Source organism: Candidatus Spongiihabitans sp. (assembly GCF_965247905.1).
Lineage (GTDB): Bacteria > Pseudomonadota > Gammaproteobacteria > Arenicellales > Poriferihabitantaceae > Spongiihabitans.
In genome coordinates, this window is sequence record NZ_OZ252047.1 from 1849995 (window position 1) to 1869422 (window position 19428).

Consider the following 19428-nt stretch of genomic DNA (forward strand, 5'->3'; position numbering starts at 1 on the left):
TCCAGGCCAAGCCGAATCAGCAGGCGGCGCGCCCATCCGCAAATATCAGCCTTCACCGACGGCTTAAGGGCTCGCTGGCATTAGCGCCTCTATATTATCTTCAACCATCGCAGGGGATGCCGTGCTTTGGTCGCTTATGAGTGCGTTGCCTCTGCGACCAACCATGTATCGTATAACCATAATGCCGTCCTTGCGGTCGGCAGAGCCGTTTTCGTCTACATCCAAATACGAGTCGTCTATGCCGGTTTTTATATTTGCCTCAACCGTCATGGATGGTGCTGCTTGAATTCAACCCCGAAGTGCAACTTCACCGATGAAGGAAAGGTGAGATGCGGTAGCATCTTGATTTTCCCAAATCAATATAAGGAGTTGCCATATGAAACGCTACACGCACCTCACCAGTGAGCAACGATACCAGATTTCCAATGGCTTGAAGCAAGGCTATTCACAACAAGCCATCGCCGATATTATCGGCGTCAACAAAAGCACCCTCAGCCGGGAGATACGCCGAAATGGCCCCAATCGGGGGCGTGTGCGGCGGCGCACCGCCGGAGCGGGTGCTTATCGTCCCGCCGGGGCGCACAAGCAGGCCCTGGCGCGCCGAGCAGGCAAGTCCAGGGCGCGTATTAGCCGGCAAGATTGGAAACTCATCGAATGGCTGCTGCATGAGAAGTGGAGCCCGCAGCAGATCAGCCTGTGGCTGGGGAAAGCCGGATGGCTGGCGGTTAGCCATGAGTGGATCTACCGGTACATTCGCAACGACAAGCACCACGGCGGTCTTCTGTATCAGCACTTACGCTGCCAGAAAAAGTGGAAGAAACGTTACGGTAGCAAGGCGCGGCCGGGCTCGATCCCCAATCGGGTGTCGATCGAGCAGCGCCCGGCGTTGGTCGAGAAAAGAGACCGCATCGGCGATTGGGAGTTGGATACGGTGCATGGGAAAAACAATACCGCCGTTATGCTGACCATGGTCGAGCGCGCCACGCGCTTTGTATACATTGATATCCTGCCCAACCGGAAGGCGCCGGTGGTGGGCGCGGCGCTGATTAGAAACCTGGCCGCGATCAAACACCGGGTGCACATTGACCGCGGATAACGGCAGCGAGTTCGCCAGCCATGAAGCGGTCCGCGACGCACTGCAAGCCGACTTCTATTTCGCCCATCCATATGCGTTCTGGGAGCGAGGAACCAATGAGAATACCAACCGGTTGATACGGCAGTATTTCCCCAAAAGCTATGATCTGTCGACCATCACCACCTCGCAACTGGCGCATGTGGTCGACCAGATCAATAACCGGCCGCGCAAATGCCTGGGCATGAAAACGCCGAATCAGGCACTATTCGGCATAGACCCCCCGGTTGCACTTCGGGGTTGAATCCAAGAACCTATACAAAATGTTGGACTTTTGGAAAAGGGGCTTTATAATGTGCGTAGCAGACAATCGAGTACCGGGAGTTGCAAGCGATTCTGGTTGTTGTCAATTTTAAAAACCAATGTGGAGAAATGAAATGAAAACAAATTTATGCAAATTATTATCAGGCGGGCTGGCGGCGTTGTTGCTGGTGTTTAGTGGTGCCGGTAATGCGGTCGACTTGACCGTCTATACTGCGGTTGAGGCGGAAGACCTCAAGCGTTACGCGGACACATTCAATCAGGATCATCCCGATATAAATATAAAGTGGGTGAGAGATTCAACCGGGATTGTCACCGCTAAATTGCTGGCGGAAAAAGACAACCCGCAAGCCGATATGATCTGGGGGCTTGCCGCCACTTCGCTACTGTTGATGAAGTCCGAGGGGATGCTGGTTCCGTACAAGCCGAAAGGGCTCGAAAATCTCGACCCGAAATTCTACGACCGCGATTCGGTGCCGAGTTGGGTCGGCATGGATGCGTGGGTTGCGGCGGTTTGCTTCAACACCGTCGAAAGCGCGAAGCACAACCTGACGGCGCCAAAATCGTGGAAGGATTTGATCAAGCCGATGTATAAGGGCCATCTGATTATGCCGAACCCGAATTCATCCGGCACCGGCTTTCTCGATGTCTCCAGCTGGCTGCAAATATTCGGCGAAGAGGACGGCTGGGCGTATATGGACGCGTTGCACGAGAACATCGCGCGCTACACCCATTCCGGCTCCAAGCCATGCAAACTCGCGGCGGCCGGAGAAATTCCCATCGGTATTTCGTTCGCGTTCCGTGGCGCCAGATCCAAAGAGGCCGGCGCGCCGATTGACATCATTATCCCAAGCGAGGGCATCGGCTGGGATATGGAAGCGACCGCGATTGTTGCCGGCACCGATAAACTCGCGGCTACGCAAACTTTGGTGGACTGGTCGATCAGCAAAAAAGCGATGGAAATGTATAACACCGCATATGCGGTAATCGGTTACAAGGGCCTGGCGAAACCGGTCAAGCATTTCCCGCCGGAGACGCTGTCAAAATTGATCGAAAACGATTTTGAATTCGCCGCCAACAACAGAAAACGAATTTTGGCGGAATGGCAAAGCCGCTACGATTCGAAATCTGATCCGAAGTAATCAACTTCCTCTGTGCAATTCGGCCTGACCGTTTCTCTGGTCAGGCCGTTTCTTTTGCGGTATGCTCCGCCGCGCACTGTTGAGCGTTTCAACCTCTGGCAATAAGTCTGCATGAATCAACCGCAAACCACCGACTCTCCCCGCCCAACGCCCTTTCTGCAGATTGACCGGCTGCGAAAAAAGTTCGGTGATTTTGTCGCGCTGGACGATGTGTCGCTGGATGTATTTGAAGGTGAGTTTGTGTGCTTCCTGGGACCGTCGGGTTGCGGCAAAACCACTTTTCTGCGCGCTATCGCCGGCCTGGATATTCAGACTGCCGGCACCGTGCATCAGGCCGGCAAGGACATCTCGGCGTTGCCGCCTTCGGAGCGGGATTTCGGCATTGTGTTTCAATCTTACGCGCTGTTTCCCAATCTGACGGTCGCTAAAAACATCGCGTTTGGGTTGGAGAATCAAAAACTGGGCAAGGACGACATCGCCAAACGTGTTGCCAAGTTGCTCGAACTGGTCAACCTTCCCGATCAAGCGAAAAAATATCCGGCGCAACTGTCCGGCGGCGAGCAACAACGGGTCGCCCTGACCAGAGCGTTGGCGACCTCTCCGGGCTTGTTACTGCTCGACGAGCCGCTTTCAGCGCTCGACGCGAAAGTGCGCACCTATCTGCGCCACGAAATGAAGACGTTACAACGGCGACTGGGAGTCACCACCATCATGGTCACGCACGACCAGGAGGAGGCGTTGACCATGGCCGACCGTATCGTGGTGATGAATCACGGCGTGATCGAGCAGGTCGGCACGCCGACTGAAATCTACCGCCGGCCCGACACATTATTCGTGGCTGACTTCATTGGCGAGATGAATCAGGTCGCCGGACGCGCTGTAAGCGGTGATTGTTGCGCGGTCGGGGAGTGCACATTAGCCACCAGGACATTCGATTTGCGCTCGGAGCAACCCGTGGTCGTCGCCATTCGTCCCGAAGATATCGTTCCGCACGGTGCGGGCGCGCCCGACGATGTCGAGCGCGCCGAAAACACCTTCGCCGCCGCCGTCGAAACTATGGAGTTTTTGGGATCGTTTTGGCGCGTGTCATTGAACAGCCGCACGCTGGGAAATGCAGCGCTGACGGCCGACATGTCGATCAACGCGGTGCGGCGCATGAACATCGCCATCGGGGAATCCATTACAGTGGAGTTGCCGGCAAAGCGCATTTTGGTATTCCCGGCGGGGCGGTAGCAACGCATCATGGCAAGTGCCGCTCAAGCAGTCAATGCCGCCGCCGCTCCGGTAATCCGCCCTAAAACCAGCAGGGACGACAAAATAATGATCGGCTATATGCTGGTCGTCGGGCTGTATCTGGTTATCGCGCTGGCGCTTCCGCTGTATGCGATGCTGTCGAAATCCGTTTCGACCTTTTATTTCGATCTGAACAATTTTGAATTCCAGGTCAATAACGGCGATGGTTGGAGTGCGCCGGCGACCGCGTTCGCGCTCAATGAAAAATTACAGGCGGTGCAACCCGAGCAGCTCGTAACCAGCTCCGACGGCAGACTCGCCGCTACCGTTTTTTTCCCGGACTTCAGTTTTCGCGGCCCGATCCGATACAAAATTCGCCAAATCAGCCCGGACAGCTCTTTTCTTGTCGGCAGCAAGCGGGTTGCGGATACCGAGTGGCATGAGTTTGAGTCGAACACATTCAGGCGCATTTACCTGCGCGCTTCGCGCTCGACCGGGCTGGACAACTACCGCATTTATTTCTCGACTCCGGCGCTTTTTCTATCGATGAAAAATTCGCTGATCATTTCATTGATCAGCACGCTCATCACCGTCAGCCTGGCATTCGGTTTTGCCTACGCGCTGACGCGCAGCACCATGAGATTCAAGGGATTGTTTCGGATTATTGCCATGGCGCCGATTCTGGTGCCATCGTTGCTACCCGGCATCGCGCTGGTTTATCTGTTCGGCAATCAGGGCATGTTAAAAGAACTGTTGCTCGGCGAGTCGATTTACGGACCCATCGGCATTGTCATCGGTTCGGTGTTTTTCACCTTTCCGCACGCGATGATCATCATCACAACCGCGTTGAGCCTCTCCGACGCCCGGCTTTATGAAGCCGCGATTTCCCTGCGCGCCAGCCGCTGGAAAATATTCTGGACGGTAACTATCCCCGGTGCTCGCTACGGTTTGTTCTCGGCCGCATTCGTGGTTTTCAATCTGGTGATCACGGATTTTGGTTTGCCCAAAGTGATCGGCGGTCAATACAACATGCTCGCGGTCGATATTTATAAACAAGTGATCGGCCAACAAAACTTTGAAATGGGTGCGGTGGTCTCGGTTGTCTTGTTGATACCGGCGCTGTTGGCATTCTCCATCGACCGCGTGGTACAGAAAAAGCAGGTCGCGCAACTCTCGGCGCGGTCGGTGCCCTATGAGCCAAAGCCGCACAAACAATTTGATTTGCTTTGTCTGGGTTACTGCGTGCTGGTGACCGTATTTATCGCCGGACTGATCGGCGTTTGTCAGTATGCGGCGCTGATCAAATTTTGGCCTTATGATTTAAGCCTTAGTTTGAACAACTACAATTTTGACGTGATGGACGGCGGCGGTTGGGTTTCCTGGTCCAACTCCATTCGCCTGGCGCTATACACCGCGGTTGCGGGCACCATCATCGTTTTCTGCGGCGCCTATATGGTGGAGAAAACCAATAGATTCGTCGCCACCCGCTCGGCCTTTCAATTTCTTGCGATGATGCCGATGGCAATTCCCGGCATGGTGCTTGGCCTGGCGTATATTTTTTTCTTTAACAATCCAGCCAACCCGCTAAACGGAATCTACGCCACCATGGGCATTCTGGTGGTTTGCACGGTGACTCACTTTTACACGGTCTCGCATTTAACCGCAATCACCGCACTGAAACAAATGGACCGGGAATTCGAGTCGGTTGCCTCGTCGCTGAAGCAACCTTTCTACAAACTGTTCTCGAAAGTCACCGTTCCGGTTTGCCTACCGTCGGTGCTGGACATTTCGATTTACCTGTTCGTTAATGCCATGACCACCGTGTCGGCGGTGATATTTCTATACGGGCCCGACACCGCCCTGGCATCGGTTGCGGTGCTCAACATGGACGACGCCGGCGACATCGCCCCGGCCGCGGCGATGGGTATGATGATTTTTTACTCCAATGTGTGCGCACGCCTGCTGCATCTGTTTATTACGCGAAAGGTGATGCGCAAGACGCAAGCCTGGCGTACGCGCGAGGGAGGTTCGGACTAAATGTAACGCCGGGCAAGCGCCAGTATTGCTCCATATCGGCAACCCGGTTGTTCCAGCCGAACTCCGTTGCGTTTGTGCCTACGCGTTGAGCATGGGACGTGCTGGTGATCAAGGATGTGCAGTAATACCGCCATCAACAATCAATTCCGTCCCGGTTATGAATGCAGCATTATCAGACAATAGAAACAGACATGCGTTTGCCATGTCTTTTGCGCTACCCAAACGACCGAGGGGAATGTGTTCAGCAACGTTAGCCTGCAACTCTGGTTTTCCTTGCCACCTTTCCTGCATGGGGGTTAACGCCGGGCCGGGTAAGATCACATTGCAGCGTATCTGGTCTTTAGCGAATTGAATGGCGAGCGACTTGGACAAGCGAATCATGGCCGCCTTCGCCGCGCCGTAAGCATCCTGCGGCAACGGGTCGCCGCGCAACGCATCAATGGATGAAAAATGCACCATCGCGCCAAATCCGGATTTTTGCATTTCAGGAATGACGTTTTTAACAAGCAAAACCATAGAGCGAAGATTGATGTTCATCACCTGATCCCATACCTCCATATCGATATTCACCGCGGATTTATCCTTATCCAGCCAAAGCACCCCCAAGGTGTTTGCCAGATAGTCGATGCGCCCGAACGCTTGTTGGGTACGGTTTACCGTGTCTTCGACAGCATCTTGATGACTCAGGTTTGCCTGAACATAAATTGATTTTCCCGGGCCGTCAGCAATGTCATCCGGCCGCGGCTTGATATCCGCCAGACAAACATTAACACCGCGTTGGATAAGTTGGCACGCAATCTCCAGCCCCATGCCGCCGCCCGCGCCAGCCACCAGCGCGGCTTGTCCGGAAAATTTCATGGCGTGGCTGTGGTCATGGTCGTCGCCCTCGGTTATGCCTAATGATTATTCGCCCACTACGTCGGCGGTCAAGCGGAATGAATCGTCAGATTTGGCTTTCATGTAATTTCTATTTTGCCGTGCCGAACCAACCGAGCATGAATAGAGCCTTTCGTGCGTTGATGAGCTTCCGCCAACTCTGTAATAGATTTTTTTGACTTAAACCCCTCGAGCAGTTTTTTATCTTCCTCATCCGACCAAGGACTTCCAGAATGACTCGGCAAGTTTTTATTTCGACTAACGCGGTTCTTTTCTTTTTCCAACGCATCAACCGAAGCGTATAACGCCCGAATGATATTGGGTTGCTGGTAAGGGCTATCGCCGGGATATTCTTCACCCGTTTCCGGATCGATTCCTTGCGACAATAACTGAACAATCTCTATTGCTTTTTCAATATCCATAATAAGTTTCTCCGTAAGATTAAAGTTTTAAACCACCAACCGCGTTAACGGTCGGTGGAATGGTTTGTTAGATGACTTATAGCAAATAATATCAATAACTTTTATTTAATTCATGCCGGCCCCTTTATTTTATTTTCGCTTGTTATGCCTATCTTTGCACAGCTTTCACTACTTTTTCTTTCTTCTCTGATTTTGATTCATTTGTTTGCCTCGATTACCCTGACCTTGGTCATGCTGGTGGTTTGTCCCCGAACTTCTTTTGTTGGGATTTTGTTGGTTTGCACGATTATCATTTGGCTTTATTTTGTCACTCATAGATTTTCTCCAAAAATTGCACAGTAGTATGGAAGTTAAGCAATCGCTGTGCGTTCAACTACCGAACTATTATTATAAGGCATATTACCTTTAATTGATTCAATCCTCGATGTTTTTCTGCGCATAACGCTTGAAATCGCCCAACGCAAAAGCAAAGCGATGAAGGGGCGACGCCGCTTTTAACTGTCGCCGCTGGATGCTTTCGTTAGGCGATTTCATCTGATGAGGACACCATTTCTTTGAAGTCTGTTTCCCTGAGAATACGGATTGGAATGCCTTCTGATATCAACAGTTCTGCTTTGCGATGTTTGGAGCTTTTTTCATGCCCCGCTAATTTTGATACATCCCAATCGCCAACAACCAGTAAAGTTGTTTTATTTGTTACGCTAGCCCCAACCTGACAACCTATTTTTGATGCCATATCGGCAGCTTCACGCCGTGGTATTTCCAGCGCTCCCGTAAAAACCATAACCTCACCATACAAAGAGCCTTCGGGATTTCCTTCTCTCTTTATTGCGGCTCTTGTACCAATGTTTGCAGGGTCAATAGGTTGATTTATTCGTTTTAACCAACCCTCAATATCTAACTCGCTTTCTTTGGATGCAGCTAAAAGAATATGACCTGCTGCTTTTGCATCCTCTAAAGCATCATGATGTTTAAATTTATACCCCAGAAAATTACATACATTATGCAAACCGTAACCTCTACATGATAATTCAGGCCATGCCCTGCGAGTCACGCGTGCTGAATCAAGCCAAATAGTATTAAATTCTTTAAGACCATATTTTGTTAAAGCTTGATTTATGGATACTCGGTCAAAGTGCGTATGACAAACGGAAACCTCATTATTCATGAAATCAGATAGCTTATCTGTAATTTCAGGAAAAGTAGGGTATCCAACAACATCCTTTTCCGTTATCCCGTGAATATCAATATTAATAAAATCAAAGTAATCTTCTGGATCAATCAGGGATGACCATTCTTCTGCCAACTTGCCATCAATATATTTGGCAATTCCAATTTGACAAATTGAAGCCATATCTGCATTTGCAGTTTCAACATCAAGTGCAATGAAGTTCAATTTGCGCTCTTCCTCTTTTAAGCATTGCCATATTTCTTAAAGTCGCCAGTGTAGATAACTTTCATGCCAGTTTTTGAACATACAAGCTCAGGCTCTTCTGATAAATCTATATCCAAATCATCCCCGCGTAACCCTTGCCATTGCGCCAAATAGAACAGCGTGCCATATTTTTCTTTCTTCTTTATTTTTTTCTCTACGCCACCTTTCCATCCCAACACGGGGAGTTCACCATTTTTAGCCCGCTCTGCTATCCCTGGCTCTTTATTGCTTAATTCTCTCCCAACTTCCCAGCAGGTGATTAACCCATTATCGGCACCTTCCCAGCGATCATCCCAAGAAAGCTTTTTTCTTAATGGCTCACTATAAGATCTATAAACACGGTGGTTCATTTCCAAGCTCTCGTTTTCGTTGCATAACGCCTGAATTCACCAACCACGTCAGCGGTCGGCTGGAATGATTTGTTGGGTGTTTTTCATATACTAAATTTTTCAAGTTTGTAGAGTTCATAAGCTATTAATGCTTCATGTTGTACATCATCTAGTGCACGATGGGCTTCTTTATATGTTGTATTTGGAAAGAAGTATTTCCATGCTTCCTCTACTTTAGGCTACTTTGCATCACTAAACTCAGGGTTTGGCGGCAAATTAACAACAGGTGTCGCTGATAGCATAATGCAAGGTAGTTCTTTGATTGTTAGTCCTCTAGATTTTAAAAAACCAAAATCAAATTGTTTGTTGAATGCTGTTGCACCCAACGAATATTTATTAAAAATTGCCTGAATGTCTGGGATCATTTTTGTTAAATCATGTGCCTGTAAAACATCATCGTAATTTAAATCTGAATTTTGAAAAATCCATCCATAAGGATCCTTAGAATGTTTTTCCCCAAAGCCATTTTCTTTAACAATGGACTCAAATTCAGTAGTAATATTTCCTGTTTCTAAGTTTAATCCAACAATTCCTATTTCAACAATTAGTCCGCCTTGATTTTGAAAACCTGATGTTTCTATATCCACTATTGCTATTTCTTTCATTTTCGCCTCACTTTTCTGATTTAACACCTAACGCTTGGGTCACCTGACGCGTAAGCGGTTAGGTGGAGTGATTTGTTAGGTGAATGATAGCAAATAATATCAATAATTTGCATTTAATTCTCACAGACCCCTTTATTTTTTACCATCTTCAAGCAGTTCCGCAGTCGTTGATATTTCGGCAGTCAAAGCAAGCGATACAGACACAATGACGATGGCCACTATGCCTAGCGAAAGAAGGAGAAGTTTGTAGGCAACATATTTACCTAATCGGCCTGTTAGCGGCACAGGATTGCGGAAAGGGATTCTACCCTCGGTCAATGGTTTTGATGGCGTAAAGACTCAGGAACGCGGAAGCTAACGCCGAATACGAGGCAAAAAGCAATAACCAGTGTGAGTGGTCAAAAGCTGCTAGCAGAGTAATGCATCCTGCAAAAGTTGCTAAGCTGAGACCGCTCAAGTGTTTATAAAAGTCTATGTGGTTCTGGTTTTCTTGATTCGAATTGTTGGTCATATCTGGATCTAATCACGATTCCAGGGGAACAATGGAGCCAAAATCTTTTCGTAATCTCTTGCCAATGCTGTGATAAGACAGAAAGATGCTAGCTGTAGAGTATACTGGTGAAGGTTCATCTGAGAGAGTGTTATCCAAAGAATGAATGTCAATGTGAACGCAATGACGGCTGTCCAGCCAAAAATCGCCGTAACGATTTCCCATCGCAATAATCCTCGCTTACCGCTCAGGATGCATGCCACCAAAAGCACGCAGGCGGGAACAATTTGTAATTGAAACCATTCCATCTCTGAAGTGCCCCCCCATAAGGACGCCTAAGTATTATTATAAGGACGCCTAAGTATTATTATAAGGACGCCTAAGTATTATTATAAGGACGCCTAAGTATTATCACTGCTGTCCCATTAACAGACAAAAAAGATGGTCTGATTCGCTCTGAATTGATACAATGAGATGGCACACAACTTATTGAATCAAATAGGAGAATCAGACCATGGCGCATTGTAACACAGTTTTATCGCAACTCCTCAAATGGGTGCCGAGACATGAATTCGAGACCCTTGCCACACGGCATCATAGTGGCCGCTCGTTCCGTGTCGCGTCGCGTTGGGCGCAGTTCGTCGGCCTGTTCATGGCGCAACTGACCGGCCGCGACAGCTTGCGCGACATCGTCGACAACCTGGGCGCTCAGACGCATCGGCTTTATCACTTGGGCGGCGTCGAACTGTCCCGCTCCAGCCTGGCGCGCATCAACCGGGACAAGCCTTATACGTTGTACGAGGCACTGTTCAAGAAACTGTTGCGACGTTGCCAGGGGGTCCCGGGCACAAGTTTCGTTTCAAGAACCCGCTGTATTCGCTCGATGCCAGCCCCATCAAGTTGTGCCTCTCGGCCTTCCCGTGGGCCGATTTCCGAACGACCAAGGGGGCGGTCAAGCTGCATGTCGGGCTGAACCACAGCGGTTGCCTGCCCGAGTTCGTCGCCATCACCGACGGCAAAACCAGCGACCTCGCTATCGGGCGCGCGCTGCGTTTCCCCAAAGGCAGCCTAGTCGTCATCGACCGCGGATATAACGACTATGGCTGGTATAAACAGTTGAATGACAAAGGCATATTCTTTGTCACTCGTATCAAGAAAGACGCGGCGTATCGCGTTGTCGGCCGCGCGGCGGTGTTGAAGAGCAAGGGATTAACCTGCGACCAGCGCATCGTGTTCACCGGCACCAAAGCATCAAGACAATGCCCCATCCCCCTGCGCCGCATCGGCTACCGCGATGCCGAGACCGGCAAGCATTACGTTTTCTTGACCAACAATTTGAAACTGGCGGCCAAGACGGTCGCCGACCTTTATAAAGCGCGTTGGCAGGTGGAATTGTTCTTTAAGTGGATTAAGCAAAACCTGAAGATAAAGTCTTTCATCGGCACCAGCAATAACGCGGTGATGACGCAAATCTGGGTCGCGCTGTGCGTGTATTTACTCTTGGCGTTCATCAAATTCCAGTCGAAGCTGGGCAAAAGCATGCAACAAATGCTCCGCCTGTTGCATCTTAACTTGTTCGACAAGCGCGACTTGATGGGACTCTTGCGTGGCATCCCGCCCCCAGACCCGGCTTCAATCGCAATCAAGCCTTGTTGCTGTGAAAGTTAATGGGACAGCAGTGAAGTATTATTATAAGGACGCATTACCATATAAGCTTTATTAAAACAAGGGTCATGACAACTTTAGCGGCTTTTTTCTAAAGTCATCAAGCAAGACTTTATACAAATCCTGCCCTCTATTATTGAATCTGAATTCACATTCTTTAAGGTGTGAATTGAACATGCTTTTGTTCATCCCCTTAAACTTGACCAGACGTGTTTTAGCATAGCCCCAAAAAGATTCGATGCCATTGATATGACTATTGCCTCGCACAAATTCATTCCGACCATGATGCACTCTGAAATGTTTCTTATAGCCAAAATCAACCAGACCATTATAGCCGCGCCAACCATCAGAATGAATGACGCTGCCTATCTCTGTTTTACCTAAGATAATGCTCTGTAGCGTATATGCAGAGCAATCCGGCGCTATTTCCATATAGACTTTCCCTGTTCTTTTGAGCAAGCCAAATACCATTATTTTGCCCCCAGCGCCTCGACCACGCTTCCCTTTAATGCGTCTAGCCCCAAAATAACTTTCATCCACTTCGATCTGCCCGGCTAATGGCTGAGAGGCTTGTCGGCAATGACTGACCATTCGTAACCGAATAGCGGTCAAGTATTTGTTGATGGTTTGCCGACTTAAACCGGTTAATTCCGCTATTTGTGTCGCCGTTAAATCCACGGAAAAATATTTGATTAAATCTCTAAATTTCCTCTCTGACACATGGGAACGAATGACATACCTGTTTTTTACTTTCATAACAACACCTTACCATGATATTAACCATGCTTAAGTTGTCATGACCCTTGTTAATTATATGATATAATGTCCCGCATCACCGAATGCAAAATGCAGAGCAAGGAACGAGGAGTAGCACTTTTTACTGTCCGAGTGCATGCGATTGTTGGCTCATTTCAAACTATCTAATTCATCCATATTCATGGAAGACCAAAAATTTCCTCCAAAATGAAAATTATGCCATCGTCTTACGTCTAGTCGCTCATGCCCTTCTTTAACTTTGTCTCTTAGTTCGTCTGCAGAGTTTATACCTGTAATAGCGGCCAATTTTAGAAAATTCTTATGTTGTGCTGCTCGAATAAAAAATGGATAACCATTCCTGTAGGAAGAGTAATGTAGCGTTTGCGGATACCATTCAGTGTCAGGAGTGAGAAATGACATTAGAAGTGTTAATAGCTCTGCCTCTCTTATATCAGAAAATGGGACATCTCCTCTATCTGCCTGTCTTTTTACTAGCTCTGCTGCTGGAGCATTAAGGCGTTGCCCTTCTGGTGCTAAAACAGATTGTAGTGTTTCTGAGTAACCGTAAAAGGAATCAAACTTTTTGAAGTTAGATGGCCCATAGTCATCTGATGACGGTAATAAGTAATGAGAGGTATATATTTCATTAAGCACTTTATACGCACCTGATTTTAGTAGTGCTGCAATAATGTACAAGAAAGTTTCATATACAAAGACGGAATGAGCCTCAAACCAAGATTCATTCCAGGGGTTTACTTCGGGAGGCTTTGATTTTAACTCCCTGAATTTTTCAAGAACATCTATTAACACTTCTGAGAATATATCTGCATCAGTAATCTCACTTTCGAGAAGAACCCAATCACAGAGATGATCTCTAACAACTTTAAGCTTGCCACAGTCCTCCAGTACTTTTTCTCCCATAGACGCGACTTCTGGTTCTTCTCGCACCCTTAAATTATCAGCATAAGTTATACATACTTCTATAAATTCACGCCTATAGTGGTTTAAACCATTTTTGTTTTGAAGGAGAGCTTGCTTTAGGGAGTTGAATTTTGAAAATGCTTCGCTAGTAGGGATTGGCACTTCACTTGTGACATAAGCAGGAACCTTCCCTTTTTGGGGTTTTACGTGTTTTGGTTTACCATATAGAAGGCGAACTAGCTGCTCCCAGTTTTCGTTTTCAGTCTCTGGGCTTGAGAAATTTATCCATATCCTAGATTCCATAAATGCTGGCAGTGTCGGCTTACCATCATCACCAAATTCACAGACAATCGGAATGAACTTAGATTGTTTTACTTTTTTGTAAACTTCACCAGATATTATTAGGGACTCAGCACCTACTCCAGCTTTACGTTCATTAGCCTTTTCAGCATAAGCCGAATCACAAATCACGAGAACATGCGTGACTTTTGGGTCAGTAACCATGCTCTCCATAAAGGCGTATTTATCATCACCTTCACTTAGGTCATACACGTCCAAAATAACATCGATACCATCAGCAATAAGCCTATCAGCCCAATGCTTGACTAATTCTTGATGGGATTGATCTGTCCAGCTGTAAGAAATAAATACTTTTGGTTTATCCATAATTTCGATACGAATGCCTGGTTAAGACTGCTCTTGTGTAAATTTATTTGCCATAAATTCCATTTCATACACCAACCTCAATAATTCAGCTGTAAACATTACTGTGCTCTGCGCTCGCTCTTCTTCTGGACTATCTAGCTTATGGGTTGATTTATTTCCGTGTTGCCGGATTAAATCTACCCAACCCTTCATGGGAGGAGTCACGTAGCCTTTTTCCGCAAGATATGTTAGATATGAATCAAATGACCCCTTTTCTTTTGCTCCTTTGTCTGCGGCAACATGCATTAGTATCTTGCGGCAGATAAGTTCTGCCGCGGTATATGCATTAACTTCCATGCATCTACGAGCCTCATTATAGGAAGCACCAACTTCATCTGGCAAACCTTGAATGCTGGGACCAAAAGGTAAACCTGGGGAAACGATACTATTAAATTTTGCCGATGGTCTAGTGCAACTAGTGCATAGTAGCCACTTGTTAGAGTAATGATTTTGTGCCGGGCCTTTCCAATCATAATAGGCAACAACAGCGCCACTGACTTTTGTACCGCAATATCCGCAAGTGTAAGTTTCCCATGCGTCTTTTGTACTACCGTCAGGTTTAGATATTGAACGATGGCCTTGAAAGCTCATAATTTCCCCTCGTTTATTCTTGTAGTCCTAACACGTGAATCCAGCCGCCACAACAGCGGTCAGCGTAGCGAATAACGGTATAGATGATAGCATCAAAGTTGGTGACTGTTGCTATTTATGTCGCTGTCATTTTTGCCATGGATGGCATATATGTCGCGGGCGCAGGATGCGCAGGAGCGACCACCGCCATCACCATCACCCCCGCACCTCCACGCACCGCGTCATCGGGCCTCTCTCCGACAGATAGGTTTCGGTCAATGCCCGGTCATCATGATTCATCCGCCAGGAGATCAATTTTTGCGCATACTCCAAAACCAGTTTCTGGTATTTCGGGTCTTGCGCGCGATTATGAAATTCATTCGGGTCGTCGCGTAAATCAAAAAACAACGGCGGCAATGCGGTGAAGTGGACGTACTTATAATTTTCATCGCGGATGACATTGAGCGCGCATTGATGTTGGTTAATGCCGAGAACTTGTTCGACTTTTGGGTTTAGCACTTCCCGGAAATCATATTCCCAATGCACTTCATTGCGCCAGTTATCAGGCGCGGCGCCGTGATGGATAAAAGGCATGAGCGAATGACCATCGCATTGCGTCGGCGGTGCCAGACCTAGCCAGTCCAGCAGGGTCGGCATGATGTCCACATTTTCCGAAAAGCGATCGACCGTCGTCCCGCGCGCGCCGTCCGCCACGGGTCGCGGGTCGCGAATAATCAACGGAATATGGTAGGACGCATCAAAGTATCCGCTCTTGCCCATCAGCCAATGATCGCCCATTTGCTCGCCGTGGTCGGAGGTGAAAATAATCAATGTGTCGTCCCATTTTCCCAGCGCCTTGAGCCGCTTGAACAGCCGTCCGAGGGCGTCGTCCACTGCGCTCATCAAACCAAAGTAACTTGCCTTCAAGCGTTTGATGGTTTCCGGATTGGAAGGCGCGCGAAACTTTTCCTTGGTCAACTGATGCGCCAGCCAGGGATGCTGCGCCGCGTCTTCATCCAGGCGCGACAATCGCGTGCAGTCTGTCAAGGAGTCCGGGTCATACATGCTGTTATAAGGCTGCGGCGCGACAAACGGCGGATGCGGATGAAACAATGACAAGTGCGTTATCCACGGCACCGATTGTTGCCCTATCCAGTTCATGCACAAATCAACCATAAAATGGGTGGTGTGGTGTTCGCTCTTGATGATGGACGGCAATGGCGCATCGCCGCCGTCTTCCCATTGCGTGCCGGGCGCGGTCGCGCCGTAAACATCATACTGAAAATCAGGCAGTGGATAGCCATGCTCGCGCAAGTGCTTTGCCCAGTTCTGCGGAAATTCATTTCGATATACCGTATCGGTGGCAATGCCGCGCATGGGTTCACTGTAATGTTTTAATCGCGGGTCGCGCTGATCGATGCCGCGGGGATCCAGGGCGGTGTCGGTATAGCCGAACAAATACGGCGCGTAGCCGGCCTTGCCCACTTCCAGCGCCCAGTTGGTATGGCGCGCATCGAACGGCGTGCCGTTGGTGCATACCCGATGATTGTGAAGATACATGCCGCTGTGCAGGGAAGTGCGGCTCGGGCTACACGGCGCGGCTTGGGCATAGTGCCGTTTGAACAGAACGCCGTCGCTCGCCAGCGCATCAAGATTCGGTGTTTTGACATTAGGATGCCCTAAGCTTGACAGGCATTCTCCGCGCCACTGGTCGGCGGTAATGAAAAGCAGGTTCATTTTGCTTCTGCGATGTTTGCAGCGATCATGTCCAAAAATGCGTTGGTCACCTGTACCGAACGGGTTTGCTTCAAGCAAACCACCAATTCCGAATGGGTCAAGGGCGCATTGTCGACCCGCAAGGATTTAAACCGCGGGCTTGCGCCTAATTCATTTTCCGAAATGATGCCGACCCCAAATCCTGCCGCGACCGCTTCACAAACGCCTTCGCGGCTGCTGATCTCCATGACATCGCTCAGGCTAAGATCGGCATCGTCCAGCGCCTGTTCGAAAATTGATCGAGTGCGCGAACCTTTTTCACGCAGGATTACTCGTTGACTCACCAGCTGTTCCAATCCAATGGAACGTCGCTCAGACCAGGCATGATCAAGGGCAACAAAAGCAATCAGTTGATCGGGTTGCAACGGAATAATGTGCAGTCGTTGATCATCGGCAACATTAGGCAGGATTGCGACATCGCAACGCTGGGATTCGAGCCAGTGCATCACTTGTTCGGAGTTGCCGTATCGTATTGAGATATGGATGCCGGGGTACAGTCGCTGAAATTGCGCGAGCAGCGGGGTAACGATGTAGGGTGAATCGGCGCCTACCTGCAGCTCGCCCGTGGTCAAGTTTTTAGCGGAGCGGAAAAGTTGCTCGACCTGGTCTTCGTGTCGAAACAACTTGCTGGTGATGGTAAACGCCGATGCGCCGAAATCGGTCAGTTCAATACGCCGACCATGGCGAACGAATAGTTTTACGCCATAACGCTGTTCCAGTTCTTTCACTTGCCCGGACAAGGTTGGCTGGGTAATGTGCAGCATATCCGCGGCCTTGGTAAAGCCGCCATGCGTCGCGACGGCGTGGAACGAGCGCAAATGGGCGTGTGAGATTGGCATAGCCTATTCCAAACATCAGTTATATCGATTGGATGATACTATTTGATAGCGGTATAAATATCAATTACCCACTACAATAGCCGTTAAAATAATGAATTCCAAATCTGATCATTCTAAATCCGCTCATGATATGGGCGAGGACATGAACGCGGACCTGAACGAGGACCTGAGCGCGCGCGCCGCATCCCCAACCGGAGATCCTTTCTTGCTTACGCCCGGGCCGCTGACCACCTCCAGCACGGTAAAGCGGGCAATGCTACACGATTATGGCTCGCGGGATACTTATTTCATTGACTTGAATCAGCGGGTGCTGGCTCGCCTGGTGGATATTGTCAATGGCCAAGACAGCCATACCACCGTGCCATTGCAGGGCAGTGGCACGTTTGTCGTTGAAGCGATGATTGGCTGTTTTGTGCCGTCGCAAGACAAATTGCTTATTTGTATCAATGGCGCTTACGGTCATCGAATTGCAAAAATTTGTCAGTACTATGGCAGAAAATTCTTGATTCAGGAATCGAGTGAAGATGTGCCGATCGATGTTGAGCAATTGGACAAAACCCTTGAACAGGACAAATCGATTACCCACGTCGCGGCGGTTCACTGCGAAACTACATCCGGAATTTTAAACCCACTCACCGATATATCCCATATCGTTGCCAAACATAATCGGGGATTTCTAATCGATGCCATGAGCGCATTCGGGGCATTGCCGGTTGATAGCGGGTCGGTTAAATTTGATGCGCTGGTTGCGTCCAGCAATAAATGTCTGGAAGGGGCGCCCGGCATGGGGTTTTGTATCGCCAGGAAAGAAGCATTGCAAGATACCAAAGGTAACTCTCCTTCGCTGAGCCTGGATTTATTCGATCAGTGGACGGTAATGAATAAAACCAGGCAATGGCGATTCACGCCGCCAACCCATGTACTGTTGGCATTCGCTCAGGCGCTGAAAGAGTTTGACCAGGAAGGCGGTGTCGCCGGGCGGGGAGGTCGCTATCGAAGCAACTGCGGTATTCTGGTCAACGGTATGCGGGCAATGGGATTCAAAACCCTGTTGGCGGATGAACTACAGGCGCCAATAATCGTTACCTTCCATATGCCAGCAGATGCGAAATTTGATTTTAATGCGTTCTACAATCATCTGCGCCAACAGGGCTATGTTATTTACCCTGGCAAACTCACCGTCGCTGAAAGTTTTCGAATAGGTTGTATCGGTCGGCTTGGCGCTGATGAAATGAAAGGCGCATTGGCCGCCATTCGAAATACACTGGATAGCTTTGGCATTTCAGGGCGCATCACATAGTCGGCGGCGGGAAATTGTATAAGTTCACTATTTCGCTGACAGCTTTTTCCTCATTCTCGCCGCAAACGGGGATCTAGTTGAGTAAAGAGTCCGACGCAGTTGGACACAAAGCCGGCGGCTTCGCCGCCAAAATGATAGCGGCTAACGCCGCTGGTTTAATAACTGGATTCCCGCCTTCGGCGAGAATGACGGGCTGGGGGAGACAATGGTGAATCGAAAGGCAACGAGTCCTTTTGAGAAGACCAATGGTAAATAATTGTCACGCAAAGCGTGACACTAAAACGGCGTTGCTCTGGCGCAACCGGACAATTTCTCTCGTGTGCTTTGGCCTCTCAACTCGCCTTTGTCCTCTCGATTCACTATTACTTATAATTCGTCATCCTCGCCGGCAGGCGGAGATCCAGTCGAGTAAAGAGTCCGACGCAGTTGGACACAAAGCCGGCGGCTTCGCCGCCAAAATGATAGCGGCTAACGCCGCTGGTTTAATAACTGGATTCCCGCCTTCGGCGAGAATGACGGGCTGGGGGAGACAATGGTGAATCGAAAGGCAACGAGTCCTTTTGAGAAGACCAATGGTAAATAATTGTCACGCAAAGCGTGACACTAAAACGGCGTTGCTCTGGCGCAACCGGACAATTTCTCTCGTGTGCTTTGGCCTCTCAACTCGCCTTTATCCTCTCGATTCACTATTACTTATAATTCGTCATCCTCGCCGGCAGGCGGAGATCCAGTCGAGTAAAGAGTCCGACGCAGTCGGACACAAAGCCGGCGGCTTCGCCGCCGAACGGTTTAATAACTGGATTGCCCGGCCAATAATAATATGGGCCGGGCAATGACAACCCTTATTTGTCATTCTCGCCGCAGGCGGGAATCC

18 protein-coding genes and 2 pseudogenes are annotated in these 19428 nt (G+C 49.1%); 8 read left to right on the forward strand and 12 right to left on the reverse strand.

Features of this window, described 5'->3' with window-relative positions; translation table 11 throughout:
* Nucleotides 1–376: 376 nt before the first annotated feature.
* The 4 genes and pseudogenes from ACP158_RS09510 to ACP158_RS09525 all read left to right on the forward strand — a co-directional run bounded on the left by ACP158_RS09510 (nt 377) and on the right by ACP158_RS09525 (nt 5805).
* Nucleotides 377–1376: pseudogene (locus tag ACP158_RS09510) on the forward strand (IS30 family transposase).
* Between the two features lie 133 nt (nt 1377–1509).
* On the forward strand, nt 1510–2535 hold the full coding sequence (locus ACP158_RS09515; protein WP_424945908.1) for a putative 2-aminoethylphosphonate ABC transporter substrate-binding protein: 1026 nt from the start codon (nt 1510–1512) through the stop codon (nt 2533–2535).
* A gap of 111 nt (nt 2536–2646) precedes the next feature.
* Nucleotides 2647–3768, forward strand: a complete 1122-nt coding sequence (locus ACP158_RS09520; RefSeq protein WP_424945909.1) for a putative 2-aminoethylphosphonate ABC transporter ATP-binding protein — start codon at nt 2647–2649, stop codon at nt 3766–3768.
* Nucleotides 3769–3777: 9 nt separating this feature from the next.
* On the forward strand, nt 3778–5805 hold the full coding sequence (locus ACP158_RS09525; RefSeq protein WP_424945910.1) for a putative 2-aminoethylphosphonate ABC transporter permease subunit: 2028 nt from the start codon (nt 3778–3780) through the stop codon (nt 5803–5805).
* A 108-nt stretch (nt 5806–5913) separates the two neighbouring features.
* Here the strand turns inward: ACP158_RS09525 and ACP158_RS09530 are convergent, their stop codons facing one another.
* The 6 genes from ACP158_RS09530 to ACP158_RS09555 all read right to left on the reverse strand — a co-directional run bounded on the left by ACP158_RS09530 (nt 5914) and on the right by ACP158_RS09555 (nt 9532).
* On the reverse strand, nt 5914–6663 hold the full coding sequence (locus ACP158_RS09530) for an SDR family NAD(P)-dependent oxidoreductase (protein ID WP_424945911.1): 750 nt from the start codon (nt 6661–6663) through the stop codon (nt 5914–5916).
* 98 nt (nt 6664–6761) lie between these two features.
* Entirely contained in the window at nt 6762–7103 is a 342-nt protein-coding gene (locus ACP158_RS09535) for a hypothetical protein (protein ID WP_424945912.1), read from the reverse strand.
* Between the two features lie 168 nt (nt 7104–7271).
* Nucleotides 7272–7418, reverse strand: a complete 147-nt coding sequence (locus ACP158_RS09540; RefSeq protein ID WP_424945913.1) for a hypothetical protein — start codon at nt 7416–7418, stop codon at nt 7272–7274.
* A 205-nt stretch (nt 7419–7623) separates the two neighbouring features.
* Nucleotides 7624–8499: an exonuclease domain-containing protein gene (locus ACP158_RS09545; RefSeq protein ID WP_424945914.1), complete on the reverse strand. Its 876-nt coding sequence runs from the start codon at nt 8497–8499 to the stop codon at nt 7624–7626.
* Between the two features lie 17 nt (nt 8500–8516).
* A complete protein-coding gene (locus ACP158_RS09550; protein WP_424945915.1) occupies nt 8517–8888 on the reverse strand; it encodes a hypothetical protein in 372 nt (123 codons plus the stop codon).
* Between the two features lie 218 nt (nt 8889–9106).
* Nucleotides 9107–9532, reverse strand: a complete 426-nt coding sequence (locus ACP158_RS09555; RefSeq protein WP_424945916.1) for a 3'-5' exoribonuclease domain-containing protein — start codon at nt 9530–9532, stop codon at nt 9107–9109.
* Between the two features lie 1004 nt (nt 9533–10536).
* Between ACP158_RS09555 and ACP158_RS09560 the strand changes: the two are divergent.
* A pseudogene (locus ACP158_RS09560) lies at nt 10537–11690 on the forward strand (IS4 family transposase).
* Between the two features lie 63 nt (nt 11691–11753).
* On the opposite strand, the gene ACP158_RS09565 reads toward ACP158_RS09560, so the two are convergent.
* The 5 genes from ACP158_RS09565 to ACP158_RS09585 all read right to left on the reverse strand — a co-directional run bounded on the left by ACP158_RS09565 (nt 11754) and on the right by ACP158_RS09585 (nt 17254).
* On the reverse strand, nt 11754–12443 hold the full coding sequence (locus tag ACP158_RS09565) for an IS1595 family transposase (protein ID WP_424945917.1): 690 nt from the start codon (nt 12441–12443) through the stop codon (nt 11754–11756).
* Nucleotides 12444–12593: 150 nt separating this feature from the next.
* Nucleotides 12594–14030, reverse strand: coding sequence for a toll/interleukin-1 receptor domain-containing protein (locus ACP158_RS09570; protein WP_424945918.1), 1437 nt, complete (start codon nt 14028–14030; stop codon nt 12594–12596).
* A gap of 21 nt (nt 14031–14051) precedes the next feature.
* Nucleotides 14052–14660 (reverse strand): DUF4145 domain-containing protein, encoded by a 609-nt coding sequence (locus ACP158_RS09575; RefSeq protein ID WP_424945919.1) that lies wholly within the window; start codon nt 14658–14660, stop codon nt 14052–14054.
* Between the two features lie 195 nt (nt 14661–14855).
* Nucleotides 14856–16376, reverse strand: coding sequence for an alkaline phosphatase family protein (locus ACP158_RS09580; protein WP_424945920.1), 1521 nt, complete (start codon nt 16374–16376; stop codon nt 14856–14858).
* Complete coding sequence (locus tag ACP158_RS09585) at nt 16373–17254, reverse strand: LysR substrate-binding domain-containing protein (protein WP_424945921.1); 882 nt, start codon at nt 17252–17254, stop codon at nt 16373–16375. The genes ACP158_RS09580 and ACP158_RS09585 overlap by 4 nt, the downstream gene beginning before the upstream one ends.
* Before the next feature lie 142 nt (nt 17255–17396).
* Here ACP158_RS09585 and ACP158_RS09590 point away from each other — a divergent pair, with 142 nt between their 5' ends.
* The 3 genes from ACP158_RS09590 (at nt 17397) to ACP158_RS09600 (ending at nt 19093) form a co-directional block, all read left to right on the forward strand.
* The gene (locus ACP158_RS09590) at nt 17397–18554 is read left to right on the forward strand and encodes a 2-aminoethylphosphonate--pyruvate transaminase (RefSeq protein ID WP_424948443.1); all 1158 of its coding nucleotides are present in this window, start codon (nt 17397–17399) and stop codon (nt 18552–18554) included.
* A 77-nt stretch (nt 18555–18631) separates the two neighbouring features.
* Nucleotides 18632–18766: a hypothetical protein gene (locus tag ACP158_RS09595; protein ID WP_424945922.1), complete on the forward strand. Its 135-nt coding sequence runs from the start codon at nt 18632–18634 to the stop codon at nt 18764–18766.
* Between the two features lie 33 nt (nt 18767–18799).
* A complete protein-coding gene (locus ACP158_RS09600; RefSeq protein ID WP_424945923.1) occupies nt 18800–19093 on the forward strand; it encodes a hypothetical protein in 294 nt (97 codons plus the stop codon).
* A gap of 164 nt (nt 19094–19257) precedes the next feature.
* Here ACP158_RS09600 and ACP158_RS09605 read toward each other — a convergent pair whose 3' ends face one another.
* Complete coding sequence (locus ACP158_RS09605; RefSeq protein WP_424945924.1) at nt 19258–19407, reverse strand: hypothetical protein; 150 nt, start codon at nt 19405–19407, stop codon at nt 19258–19260.
* Between the last annotated feature and the right edge of the window lie 21 nt (nt 19408–19428).

Coding starts and splice junctions, on each gene's coding strand:
- ACP158_RS09515 (WP_424945908.1), top strand. CDS start 1,510: ATGAAAACAAATTTATGCAAATTATTATCAGGCGGGCTGGCGGCGTTG.
- ACP158_RS09520 (WP_424945909.1), top strand. CDS start 2,647: ATGAATCAACCGCAAACCACCGACTCTCCCCGCCCAACGCCCTTTCTG.
- ACP158_RS09525 (WP_424945910.1), top strand. CDS start 3,778: ATGGCAAGTGCCGCTCAAGCAGTCAATGCCGCCGCCGCTCCGGTAATC.
- ACP158_RS09530 (WP_424945911.1), bottom strand. CDS start 6,663: ATGAAATTTTCCGGACAAGCCGCGCTGGTGGCTGGCGCGGGCGGCGGC.
- ACP158_RS09535 (WP_424945912.1), bottom strand. CDS start 7,103: ATGGATATTGAAAAAGCAATAGAGATTGTTCAGTTATTGTCGCAAGGA.
- ACP158_RS09540 (WP_424945913.1), bottom strand. CDS start 7,418: ATGAGTGACAAAATAAAGCCAAATGATAATCGTGCAAACCAACAAAAT.
- ACP158_RS09550 (WP_424945915.1), bottom strand. CDS start 8,888: ATGAACCACCGTGTTTATAGATCTTATAGTGAGCCATTAAGAAAAAAG.
- ACP158_RS09555 (WP_424945916.1), bottom strand. CDS start 9,532: ATGAAAGAAATAGCAATAGTGGATATAGAAACATCAGGTTTTCAAAAT.
- ACP158_RS09565 (WP_424945917.1), bottom strand. CDS start 12,443: ATGAAAGTAAAAAACAGGTATGTCATTCGTTCCCATGTGTCAGAGAGG.
- ACP158_RS09570 (WP_424945918.1), bottom strand. CDS start 14,030: ATGGATAAACCAAAAGTATTTATTTCTTACAGCTGGACAGATCAATCC.
- ACP158_RS09575 (WP_424945919.1), bottom strand. CDS start 14,660: ATGAGCTTTCAAGGCCATCGTTCAATATCTAAACCTGACGGTAGTACA.
- ACP158_RS09580 (WP_424945920.1), bottom strand. CDS start 16,376: ATGAACCTGCTTTTCATTACCGCCGACCAGTGGCGCGGAGAATGCCTG.
- ACP158_RS09585 (WP_424945921.1), bottom strand. CDS start 17,254: ATGCCAATCTCACACGCCCATTTGCGCTCGTTCCACGCCGTCGCGACG.
- ACP158_RS09590 (WP_424948443.1), top strand. CDS start 17,397: ATGAACGCGGACCTGAACGAGGACCTGAGCGCGCGCGCCGCATCCCCA.
- ACP158_RS09600 (WP_424945923.1), top strand. CDS start 18,800: ATGGTAAATAATTGTCACGCAAAGCGTGACACTAAAACGGCGTTGCTC.
- ACP158_RS09605 (WP_424945924.1), bottom strand. CDS start 19,407: ATGACAAATAAGGGTTGTCATTGCCCGGCCCATATTATTATTGGCCGG.